A 10,836-nucleotide genomic window follows, 5' to 3' on the forward strand; every position below is an offset into this window, starting at 1 on the left:
ACGTTGATCAGCATCAGGTTCATTGCCCAGCGGCCGAGCCAGTTCTCCGACGACGCCTGGTCCCAACTCGGAATCGGCGCCTCCCGGCCATGTTTACGCCAATGTCCGCCAGCCCCCGGTTTCGACGCTCAACCTCGCCCATATGATCCCGCTGTCAGCGGTCTGGGCGGGGCCGGAACGGGACGAGCATTTTGCGGCTCCCCCGCTGCTCTTCGGACAGACATAAAACTGAAACTGACGATGTGTCGCTTGGACACATCGGGTATGAGACGGCAGATTGGCAGATGGCTGTGTGCTCGCCTTGCGGCGTGGCGCGGCGACGAGAAACCGGGAAGCGAATGCCGAAATCCAGGGAATCCGCTGAGCAGGTCGACGACCTGGTCCGACAGCTCTGCGACGACATCAAGCATGGCTGCTACGAATTCGGCCAACGCCTGAAGCTTGCCGAGTTGCAGGAGACATACGGAACGAGCCAGTTCCATGTGCGCCAAGCCCTGTCGCAGCTGAAGGCGATGAAGCTGGTCGAGCACCGGCACAATTTCGGAATCCGGATCAGCGATCCCGATCCCGTCGACCGCAGTGACTTGCGGAATGTGCGTGTGACGCTCGAGCGCAGCGCTGTGCCCCTGATCATCGCGAACGCCACGAGGCAGGATTTGGTCGATCTGCGCCGGCTGGCGGAGGCTTTCGCTGAAACGGTCAGAAGCGGCCCTGAGTTCCAGCACGAGGTGCAACACCCCCTCGCCGACGTGGTATCGGCAGGCGTCTAGACCATTCGGGAGTGTTGCCGTGCCATCCTATTCGCACCTTTCCACCTGGGAAAGGGAGCAGCTTGCCGCGCTGAAGGCCGCCGGGGCCTCGGGAAATTCCATGGCCAGGGCGCTCGGGCGTTCCCCCGCCACGATCAGCCGGGAGCTGCGCCGAAACCGTCTCCCATGTGGCGGATATTCGCAGCGTCAGGCCGACGGAGCCTATCTCGAGCGACGGCGGCGTGACGCCATACTCGAGTGCGACAGAAGATTGCGCCAGTTCGTGACCGACCGCCTCGCCGAGGGCTGGTCGCCCGAGCAGATCGCCGGCTGGCTCAAGCGAAACACCGAGCCGAAGCTGCGCACTCTTGTCACCGAGACGATCTACGCCTTCATCTACCGCGCTGCTCAACAGCCGGAGAAGCTGTGGCGCTATCTGGTCAGGCGGCGGCCGCGACGTCGGCCGCTGCGCGCTCGCCCCTCCCGCGACACCATCAAGAACCGCCGCTCCATCCATGATCGTCCAGCCTCGGCGGCAGACCGAAACGAAGTCCCCGTCGTGCCATGTCCTGCGGGCGCGCCGGAGACTCTGGATCACGAAGCCACAGGCAGCTTCAGCCGCCATTTTCAGCGTTACTGCTACGATACCCGCTTTGGAACGCATCCCGGCGGATCGCGACAAGGATGAGGGTCATGAAGGAAAAGATCGACAGGATCATCCACTCGTTCAGTAGAACGCCGTGGAACGATCCGAAGGTGACGACCAGAAGGACGAAGGCATAGGAGGTCTCCGGCACGAGGTGGCTGGGCGAAGATCGCGTGACGCGGATGAGAAAGACCGCGAAGATCGCGATCAGCAGCGCCAGCCCGACCAGACCGTTGGACGCCGCCTCGTCGACGAACAGATTGTGAAGGTGCGTGTATTGAGCCACGACGGCCTCGTTTGCGGGCGCGACGGCGGCAGCGACCGCGTCTATCCGTTCCATCCCGCCGACGCCGGCGATCGGGTGTTTGGACACGACATCGAAGGCTCCCGCCCACATCACTATACGGACGTCCATCGATCCCATGGCGACGCCGGTCTCGTCCAGTCTCTGCAACTCGGTCACGCCCGCGTCGATGCGCTGCACGATGATCGAACTCGCCGGCACGGCCGCGACGATCAGAGCGGCCGCAATCGGAAGCGCCAGCCAACGCATCCGAAACGGAATTTTGCGCCAGTGCCGAATCAGCTCCAGACCGTCGAACAGCGCAATCAGCAGATAGACGAGCCACGCCGCTCGGGTGCCCGATAGCAGGACCGGCACAAAGGAGAGGTAGAACCAGAGTCGGCTGTTGGGAAGAAGAGAGGCTGGGCGTCGGGCGTCCAGCCGGGCGGCAAGACCGGCCGTCGCGGCCAGAAAGGCAAGGATCGCGGCGTTGCCGCCAAGATCGATCCGGCCGCCGATGACCATTGGGTCGAAGGGAATCAAAGCCAGGACGGCGAGAATGGCCGCCCGCGAGCCGAGGATCAGCGCGTCCAGCGGCTCTCGCACCAGACTGATCGACAGCGGCAGGAAGACAAAGCCGAGCATGATGAGGCTGTAGGAGAACATACGGTTGCCGTCTACGAGTTCGTTCCGCAACACCATGAGCCCGATCGACCAGCTCGCATAGGCGATGATCGCAGCGCAAAAGGCCGTGTCGGCATAGCGCCAGGTCCGATGCCGGGCAAAGCCCAAATTGGCGCCGATCAGGGCGAAGAAGAGAAAGGCTCCCTTGGCGATCGGATTTCCGATCGCAAGAAGGGCGATCGCCAACGTCAGCAGCGACGAATCAAAGGACCGCCGTGCCAGGAGCCATCGTTTGATCATTGGTCGGCCCGGGCGGTGAGGCCAGAATGCGCGCGCCGCACCAGTTCTCCAGCGCGGAACAGCAATGTCGACAGACGTCGCCACGGTGCCAGCTTCATGGTCGCGTATTTCTTGCGCCCGCCAATCAGGCTCCCGCGGGTTTGCGGATTGCCCGCGACCAGGTCGGGTTTAACATGTCGCACCCTGACGCCGAGCGCCCAACCGCGCTCCAAGGCAACGTCGTAGGGAAGGCGCATTGGAACAAGCCCGCGCCGTAGCGCCTTCGCCCCACGTCGGTTGACGACATAGGCGGCCGAACTGCCCGTCGGACCGAACAAAGCCACGCCCAGAAGGCGCCCATCCCCGATCGAGCGATGCCCGCGAAATACCGGGAGACGATGGTGCATAAGCATCACGACATCCCAATCGTCGAGGGCGAGGATCTCTTCCAGGGCTGGAGGAAGCGCCGGCGTCAGCTGAGCATCGTCCTTAAAAATCACCGCGATGTCGGCGTCGCTGGCCAAAAAGATATCGAACACGTCGATATGGCTTTGATAGCAGCCATATTCGCCATCCATTGGAATCTTGCCATGGAGCCGGCGAAATCCCCTCACGTCGAGGTTATCGCGCGCCTCCGGCGCCACGGTCTTCCCATCGACCGCCTTCACCCGTATCAGGTCGATACCCACGGCGGCTGCATCGGCGCTAATCGCGGCACGACGATCCGGCGACCGATCCAGATTGATGACGTAGTAGTTGATCTTCAAGGCAGAACTTTCGCAGGCGAGCCGCCGGACCCGTTTCGGGCGTCGATTGCGCGAACGTCAGGCAATGTCAAGGCAAGCTCGGTCGCCCCGGAAAGGACCACAGTTGCGCATGCCAGCGTGCTGTCCGGTGTGCGAGGGCTGCGATGGCTTGTTGGCTTCTTCGCCATCGCGGCCAGGCCCATACGAAGCTGTCGGGTGGCGGTCTCGTTGGAACGAGGCGGGCGAGGAGCCGGCGGATCTCGGGCGGGGTCAGCAGACCGGCCAGCACGATGGACATACGGCTTGGTCCGCGTGTGCGGGCGGGCTCGTTTCGTTCGCTATCAACAGGCCGTGGGGCGGCAGAAGATCCAAGCACGCCCCCGAGATGATAGGCGCTGCAGCACGCTTCCATCGCTGCGATGCAGGAAGGCAGCTTCACGACAAACTTCACAACGCCGTCGCGACGAAGCCGCCGCCGCAAGACGGCAGCGCCGGTCTCGTCGAGCCCGACGGGGTTGCATACGTTCTTGCCAAGATCAATTCCACGCATCAAGATCGACATCGGTCCGCGGATTGGACCCCGGTAAGCTGCTGCCGCTTACGGCAGGGAAAGCACGAAATGCGGATGCATGACGGGAAAATAAAAGACTGGTTGCGCTTCCTGCCGGGAGGGAGAAGCCGTGTCGAACGGCTCTTCACCGATGCCGAACGCGGTATTTTTCGCGCCTGTTTTGCGGGATGAAGATAGGAACAATGCAGATCCTCATGACCGGCGCCGGCGGCTTCGTTGGACGACATGTCGCGGCGAAACTGAACGAACAGGGACATCGCGTGCTGGCGCTGTCGCGCGGCATTGCGCCCGAGGACCGGACGGACGCGGTGATGGGTCCGGCTGATCTCGCCGAGATCGAGGCATGGAAGGCATGGCCAGAAGGCACCGACGCCGTCATCCATCTGGGGGCACTCAACCCGTCACGAAGCGAACCGCAAAGCGGCGACCTTGCCGCCCTGCGCCACGCCAATGTCGAGGCGACCGCTGCTCTGGCGCGGCGAGGCGCGCGCGAGCGCGTCCGCCGCATGATCTTCGTCAGCAGCGCCAACGTCCATGGACCCTCGGCGGACAAGAGCGTCTCGGCATCGGATCCACTCGCTCCGGTCAGTCCTTACGCCATCTCCAAGGCGGAGGCGGAAGCCGCCTTCTGGAGCAGCTTGTCCGGCACCGACACGGAGGGATGCGTGCTCCGTCCTGCCCCCGTCTACGGGGCCGGCGGGAGGGGCAACGTCGCGGTTCTGGTCAAGCTCGCCAAAATGCCGGTGCCCCTGCCGCTAGAGGGGCTGGGTGGGCCGCGCAGCTTGGTGGCCGTCGATCATCTGGCACAGGTGATCGCCGCATCTCTTGATGTCCCCGCCGCAGCCGGAACGACGCTCCTGGTCGCCGACGAGGGACCTGTCACCCCGGCAGGAATCGTGCGTGCGCTCCGCACCGGCTGGGGCCGCGCGCCGCTTCTTCTTCCGGCGCCGGTGGGCGTTCTGCAACGATGGATAGGCGCGATGGGAAAGGACACGGTCTGGCGTGCCGCAACGGCGCCGTTTGTGCTGGAAACGCAACCGTTGAAAGACATNTCTTCCGGCGCCGGTGGGCGTTCTGCAACGATGGATAGGCGCGATGGGAAAGGACACGGTCTGGCGTGCCGCAACGGCGCCGTTTGTGCTGGAAACGCAACCGTTGAAAGACATCCTTGGCTGGAGTTCGCCGCTGACGACGCAGGAGAAGCTGCGTCGTCTCGCCGCCGACGGGGTTCTCTGATCCACCCGCCCCCCCACAAACGGATGGAATCGCGGCGGCCCTCTCGGGCGCGACCCTCGCGCCGGGCCTTATGACCTGGCACGAGGTCCGGCGTCGCCGTCGAGCGAGGTCGCCTCTCTTGACCGTGCGCGGCGAGTGGATGAGATTGACGGGAGGAAGACCCGGGTTCCCCCATTCGCCGACTCACAGCAACGGGCAATAACCTGCTGAGGCTCATATCCATCCCGGACCACTTTCCGTTATCCATTCGCCACTTCTGCATAAATATCCATCGTTTGAGCGGTCACGCAGTCCAAGGTGAAGTCGCCGAGCATCTCCCGCGCCGCGCCTCCCAGGCGCGCTCTCATGGCCGGGTCGCGGATAAGCTCCTCCAACGCATCGGCGAGTCGTTCGACCTCCTTTGGCGGAACGAGCAGGCCGGTCTTGCCGTGACTGACGAGTTCCCTGCAACCTGGAATGTCCGTCGCGACGATCGCGCAGCCGCTGGCGGCCGCCTCCAGCAGCGATTTCGGCAAGCCTTCGTGGTAGGTCGGCAGGCAGACGATCTGTGCCCTGGCGAACACGGCGGGCATATCCTCACGCCATCCCCAGGCCTCAACCAGTCCATCCGCCACCCAACCGGCGACGTCTTTGGCGGAAAAGCTGGCCGGATTCATCGAATCAGGCCTGCCGACCAGTGCGAAGCGCGCCTCGACGCCCCGTGCCCGCAACAGCCGCGCCGCCCCGACGAACTCGCCAACACCCTTTTCGCGAAGCAGCCGCGCCGGCAAAATGATCAAGGGGGGCTGTGCGGCCACGTCGGATGTTGAATAGAGGGCCGGGTCGACGCCGGCTCCACGGATGAGCCGAATCTGCTCGGGCCTGGCCAAGCCGGCCCGAAGAACCGTCTGTTTGTCGTGGCTATTCTGCAGGATCAGTCGCGCGTTCCATCCGCTCAACGCAAACTTGAGGGCAGGGCGCGCCAAAAGGCGCATGGTCCGGGCCCGGAGGGTGGTGGAGGAAAACACGAAGCCCAGACCGCCGAGCGCATTCACCACCCCCGGCACGCCGGCCGCCCTTGCCGCGAACGATCCGTAGATCACCGGCTTCATAGCGACGTGGTGGACGATATCCGGCGCCTCCCGCCGGTACAGGGCAAAGAGCGCCGCGATGGTGGAGATTTCCCGCAAGGGACGCATGCCACTGCGGTCGAAATCGACGTGAAATAGACTGATGCCCGCATCGCGTATGACCGCGCCATGACGGTCGACCCGCGTCGCGACCCCGACGTCGTATCCGGCCGCGCGCGCCGCCACCGCGAACGCAAGTCTATGGGAGACGAAATACCATTCTTCGGTGACCACCAAAAGCAGCTTGGGCCGGGAGCCGCGGCGCGAATCCGCGAGGTGCGCGCCTTCGTCCGCCGTTTCTGTTGTGGCGATGCTTCGCACGTCCGTCCTATTCCGCCGCGGATTTGCCTCGCGCTTCAGCTCGCGTCATAAAAATCTCTGTACCAATCGACGAAGCGGTTGATGCCTTCCTCGATCGGCGTCTTGGGACGGAAACCGACATCCTCCACGAGCGCGTCGACATCCGCATAGGTATGCGGAACATCGCCTGCCTGCAGCGGAAGCATGTTTTTGATGGCCGGCTTTCCCACGGCCTTTTCGATGCATTCGATGAAATACATCAACTCGACCGGCTGGTTGTTGCCGATATTGTACAGCCGATAGGGAGCGAGCGAGGTTCCGGGGTCCGGACGTTCGCCGCTCCAGTCCGCGTTGGGCGAAGCGACCAGATCCATCGTGCGCACCACCCCCTCGACGATGTCGTCGACATAGGTGAAGTCGCGCGAATGCTCACCATGGTTGAAGACGTCGATCGGCTCGCCCGCGAAAATCCGCTTCGTGAACATGAACAGCGACATGTCCGGGCGCCCCCATGGCCCGTAGACGGTGAAGAAACGCAGGCCTGTGACCGGCAGGTCGTACAGATGGGAATAGGAATGTGCCATCAACTCGTTCGCCTTCTTGGTGGCGGCATAGAGGCTGAGCGGATGATCGACATTGTCGTGGACGCTGAACGGCATCGACGTGTTGGCGCCGTAGACCGAGCTCGACGAGGCATAGACGAGATGTTCGACGTCGTGGTGGCGACAGCCTTCCAGAATGTGGAGGAAGCCCACCAGATTGGAATCGACATAGCTGTGCGGATTTTCGAACGCGTAGCGCACGCCCGCCTGCGCGGCGAGATTGACCACGCGTTGCGGCTTGTGCTCGGCAAACACCGCATCGATCGCCCGACGATCGGCCAGGTCGGCCTTGACGAAGTGGAAATTGGCGTGGCCTTCCAGCCGCGCTAGACGGGCGCGCTTCAGATTGACGTCGTAATAATCGTTCAGATTGTCGACGCCTACGACCTCATCGCCGCGTGCCAGCAACACCTGCGCCGTCTGCGAGCCGATGAAGCCCGCCGCTCCCGTAACCAAGACCTTCATGCTGCTATACTCCGTTTCGAGCGTAGACGCCGATGACCGTCACCCGTTCAAAGGCGCGCATCGGTGTCATCAGACGGCAGAATCTGCTTGAGGTCATAGAGGACGCCGTCCGGGACGAGCATGGCGCGCAGCCGCTCGCTGCCCATGTCGCAGAACTGCTGGTGGCGAACCGCGAGGACGATCGCTTCGAAGCGGCCTTCCGGAATTTCCCGGACGAGATCTATCCCATACTCTTTCCGAACCTCCTCCGCGTCGGCGAATGGATCGTGGACGATCACCTCGCGCGCCATCGCGCCCAGTTCCTCGACGAGGTCGGCCACCTTGGTGTTGCGGATGTCCGGGCAATTTTCCTTGAAGGTCAGACCGAGCACCAGGATTTTCGCGGTGCCCACCTCGAGCCTGCGCTTGAGCATCGTCTTGACCACGTCGAGCGCCACCCACGAGGCCATTCCATCATTGATGCGCCGTCCGGCCAGGATCATCTCGGGATGGAAACCGATCGACTGCGCCTTGTGGGTCAGATAGTAGGGATCGACCCCGATACAGTGGCCGCCGACCAGGCCCGGCTGGTAGCCGTGGAAATTCCATTTGGTCCCGGCGGCGGCCAGAACATCCCGCGTTTCCATGCCCATTTTCTTGAAGAGCTGCGCCAGCTCGTTGATGAGGGCGATGTTCACGTCACGCTGGATGTTCTCGATCACCTTCGCCGCTTCGGCGACCTTGATCGAACGGGCCTTGTGGGTGCCGGCGGTCACGACGCGCGCATAGACCGCGTCGACGAGATCAGCGACCTCCGGGGTGGAGCCCGAAGTCACCTTGACGATATCTGGCAGCCGATGCTGGTGATCGCCGGGATTGATGCGCTCGGGCGAATAGCCGGCGAAGAAATCCCGGTTGAAGACCAGGCCGGAATGCCGCGCCAGGATCGGCACGCAGACGTCTTCGGTGACGCCCGGATAGACGGTCGATTCATAGACGACGACGTCACCTGGCTTGAGCACCTTGCCGACCGTCTCCGAAGCCCTCTCCAGGGCGCGCAGGTCCGGCTGCAGCGCCTCGTTGATCGGAGTGGGCACCGTAACAACGTAGAAATTCGCCTTCTGAAGATCCTTCAAGTCGGCTGACAGCTCGAGGTGCCGCGTCGCCGAAAACTCTTCGGCCGTTATTTCGCGCGTGCGATCCACCCCGGCTTGCAATTCCGCGATCCGGCCCGGCTTGCAATTCCGCGATCCGGGCTCCGTCGATATCAAAGCCGATGACGGGGAAATGCTGTGCCATGTGCACGGCAAGCGGAAGCCCCACATATCCCAGGCCGACGATACCGACACGCACGTCGGCAATGCTTGGCAACGCCATCAGTTACTCCTGTCCACAGGGCCGGCATCGGCTCGATCCGTCCCGCCAGCGCCGCGACCACTATAGCCGACGGGCAGCATTGGCAAGTTGCCTCGGGACGATCCCCGACGGCGATTTTCGACCCCGCGGGAACTTCGCGATCCGGCATCTCGCGAGTGGTCGCCCTCGTGCCGATTCGACCGTGTCCGCGTGCCGGATTTATCCCCGTCCGTGCGGGCGCCGTTACCATGAGGCCACCGATTTCGCCGAAGGACCCATGGCATGGACGATACCCCTCATCTCTCCCTTCCCTATCTCGCCGCGGCGCAGTCGCAGAAGCACGTCACCCACAATGACGCATTGACGATTCTCGACGCGCTGGTTCATCTCTCCGTCATCGACCGGACACGCCAGGCGCCGCCCACACAGCTCGCGGCGGGGGACCGCCACATCGTGGGTCCCGACGCGCTCTTGCAATGGACCGGCAAGGTCGGGCAGGTCGCGGCCTGGCAGGATAACGCCTGGATATTCTATCCGCCCGCCGAAGGCTGGCGCGTGTGGGTCGAAGCCGAAGGCAACATCCTGGTCTACACGCAAGGCGACTGGACCGCCCCGTCCGCGGAGTTTCCGCGGCTTGGCATCAATACGGTCCCCGACGCAACGAATCGCCTGACGGTGAAATCGGGAGCCGTCCTGTTCGACAATGCCGGCGCCGATCATCGGCTCACGGTCAACAAGGCGACCGCTGTGGACACCGCGTCCGTGCTGTTCCAGACCGGCTATTCCGGTCGGGCGGAGATGGGCCTGACCGGCGATGACGCCTGGCGGCTCAAGACGAGCATTGATGGCCTGGCTTGGCAAAGCGCCATGGTGGCGCGCGGCGACGGAATGATGGACCTACCTGACACCGGCGGCACGACGCGGTTGGCGATCGATGGCCGAGTGATCGTCACCGGGGGCGATTTCGACGTCGGCGACGGGACGCCTTCCGGAGTCGTGATCGGATACGACGTCACTGACGAATACGGATTTATCGGCGCTCTCCAGACTGGCGTGGCACAGCGGACGCTTGCGATCCAGCCACTCGGCGGCCCGATCACCTTTGGCGCCCCAGGCGGCTCCATGATTGCCTCGGCCGGCGGATCGTTCGGCTTCTTCCATACCTCCACGACCGGCGATATGCGTCTGGATATGACCGCGACGAACGGGCCAAGCGCCTCGATTTTCGCCCGCAATGCAGCCCTGACGGCGGGGAACGCGCTCGCGCTGAACGAATATGGGGGCGGCGTCGGTATCCATCGGACGAGCGTCACGGCCGGCTTCGCCCTCGACGTAGAGGGGGCCGTCCGCTGCACGTCGCTTACCCAGACCTCGGACCGCGACCTGAAGACGGTCCTCGGACCATCTCTCGGCCTCGACTTCGTCCAGCGGCTGAATCCGGTGGCCTATCGGTGGAACGCCGCTCCCGATCGATCCGAAAACGTCGCCATCGACGGAGGGAAAGGCGCACCGATCATCATACCGGGTGACGAGCCTTCGCGTTCGCATCAGGGCCTGATCGCCCAGGAGGTCGCCACGGCCGCGTCGGCGCTCGGCATTGATTTCGGCGGCTACAAGGATACGTCGATCAGGCAGCCCGATGCGCCCGCCGAACATCTGCTCGACTACAGCGAGTTCATCGCCCCGCTGGTCCGGGCCGTGCAGGAATTGGCACAACGGCTCGACCGATTGGAGACGATAGCGGACGCCGCCCCCACCAGCCCCCAGGCAGCTTGAATTGACGGATCACGATCAAGCCTGCTAGACCACATGTTCGCCTGAGATAGGGCGACCCGTCTCACAGTATGCAGGTTTCGAGGGTTGCGCCGGATATCCCGGTGCCGTGCCTCAT

General features: G+C 63.6%; 9 protein-coding genes and 1 pseudogene. 5 read left to right on the forward strand and 5 right to left on the reverse strand.

The annotated features are described in order from the left end of the window. Positions 1-338 precede the first annotated feature (338 nt). Both VQ044_RS22115 and VQ044_RS22120 read left to right on the forward strand, forming a co-directional pair. A complete protein-coding gene (locus tag VQ044_RS22115; RefSeq protein ID WP_327649653.1) occupies positions 339-770 on the forward strand; it encodes a GntR family transcriptional regulator in 432 nt (143 codons plus the stop codon). Between the two features lie 19 nt (positions 771-789). Beyond that, on the forward strand, positions 790-1,437 hold the full coding sequence (locus tag VQ044_RS22120; RefSeq protein WP_327649651.1) for an IS30 family transposase: 648 nt from the start codon (positions 790-792) through the stop codon (positions 1,435-1,437). Here the strand turns inward: VQ044_RS22120 and VQ044_RS22125 are convergent. Both VQ044_RS22125 and VQ044_RS22130 read right to left on the reverse strand, forming a co-directional pair. Beyond that, entirely contained in the window at positions 1,364-2,602 is a 1,239-nt protein-coding gene (locus VQ044_RS22125) for an O-antigen ligase family protein (protein ID WP_327649649.1), read from the reverse strand. The genes VQ044_RS22120 and VQ044_RS22125 overlap by 74 nt on opposite strands. Further along, the gene (locus VQ044_RS22130; RefSeq protein ID WP_327649648.1) at positions 2,599-3,348 is read right to left on the reverse strand and encodes a glycosyltransferase family 25 protein; all 750 of its coding nucleotides are present in this window, start codon (positions 3,346-3,348) and stop codon (positions 2,599-2,601) included. The genes VQ044_RS22125 and VQ044_RS22130 overlap by 4 nt, the downstream gene beginning before the upstream one ends. Positions 3,349-3,946: 598 nt before the next feature. Between VQ044_RS22130 and VQ044_RS22140 the strand changes: the two genes are divergently transcribed. Together VQ044_RS22140 and VQ044_RS22145 are read left to right on the forward strand one after the other, a co-directional pair. Continuing rightward, entirely contained in the window at positions 3,947-4,069 is a 123-nt protein-coding gene (locus tag VQ044_RS22140) for a hypothetical protein (protein WP_331827768.1), read from the forward strand. 23 nt (positions 4,070-4,092) lie between these two features. Next, positions 4,093-5,208, forward strand: a complete 1,116-nt coding sequence (locus tag VQ044_RS22145) for an NAD-dependent epimerase/dehydratase family protein (RefSeq protein WP_442880726.1) — start codon at positions 4,093-4,095, stop codon at positions 5,206-5,208. A gap of 165 nt (positions 5,209-5,373) precedes the next feature. Here VQ044_RS22145 and VQ044_RS22150 read toward each other — a convergent pair whose 3' ends face one another. The 3 genes and pseudogenes from VQ044_RS22150 to VQ044_RS22160 form a co-directional block, all read right to left on the reverse strand. Next, positions 5,374-6,564 (reverse strand): glycosyltransferase family 4 protein, encoded by a 1,191-nt coding sequence (locus tag VQ044_RS22150; protein ID WP_331827770.1) that lies wholly within the window; start codon positions 6,562-6,564, stop codon positions 5,374-5,376. Positions 6,565-6,599: 35 nt separating this feature from the next. Next, on the reverse strand, positions 6,600-7,610 hold the full coding sequence (locus VQ044_RS22155; protein WP_327649645.1) for an NAD-dependent epimerase: 1,011 nt from the start codon (positions 7,608-7,610) through the stop codon (positions 6,600-6,602). Positions 7,611-7,657: 47 nt separating this feature from the next. Then, a pseudogene (locus VQ044_RS22160) lies at positions 7,658-8,966 on the reverse strand (nucleotide sugar dehydrogenase). 261 nt (positions 8,967-9,227) lie between these two features. Here VQ044_RS22160 and VQ044_RS22170 point away from each other — a divergent pair. Then, a complete protein-coding gene (locus VQ044_RS22170) occupies positions 9,228-10,721 on the forward strand; it encodes a DUF2793 domain-containing protein (protein WP_327649643.1) in 1,494 nt (497 codons plus the stop codon). The last annotated feature ends 115 nt before the right edge of the window (positions 10,722-10,836 follow it).

It is taken from the genome of Aurantimonas sp. C2-5-R2, from assembly GCF_036549495.1.
GTDB classification, from domain to species: domain Bacteria; phylum Pseudomonadota; class Alphaproteobacteria; order Rhizobiales; family Rhizobiaceae; genus Aurantimonas; species Aurantimonas coralicida_A.